This window comes from Arthrobacter sp. SIMBA_036, assembly GCF_046535135.1.
Classification (GTDB): Bacteria; Actinomycetota; Actinomycetes; order Actinomycetales; family Micrococcaceae; genus Arthrobacter.
Window position 1 is genome coordinate 1 of the sequence record NZ_JAWRXG010000221.1, and the last position, 267, is coordinate 267.

1 protein-coding gene is annotated in these 267 nt (G+C 64.8%); it reads right to left on the bottom strand.

Annotated features, from left to right (window positions below):
• Window positions 1-238, bottom strand: a 238-nt coding sequence (locus SB659_RS19685) for a DUF1302 domain-containing protein (RefSeq protein ID WP_410551630.1), incomplete at its 3' end; no start/stop codon positions are given.
• Window positions 239-267: the final 29 nt, after the last annotated feature.

The following is a 267-nucleotide window of genomic DNA, read 5'->3' on the forward strand; positions in this document are numbered from 1 at the left end:
GCAGGTCGAGCGCGTCGGTGAGGCTGTAGGAGGCGAACAGCTGGCCGGTCGGCAGGGTACGCTCCTTGATCTCGACCCCGGGCACGTTGGATTTGCTGGCATCAATCGGGCTCATGGTCGAGGCAATGCCGTTGCCGTTGTAGACGCTCTCGCCCCAGTAGACCACCTGGCGCCCGAGGCGCAGGTTGAAGGGCCTGTCAGCAACCTGCCAACTGCCATACAGGTAGCTGTCGAGCATTTCCACGGCACCGCCGTGAGCGTCGCGGG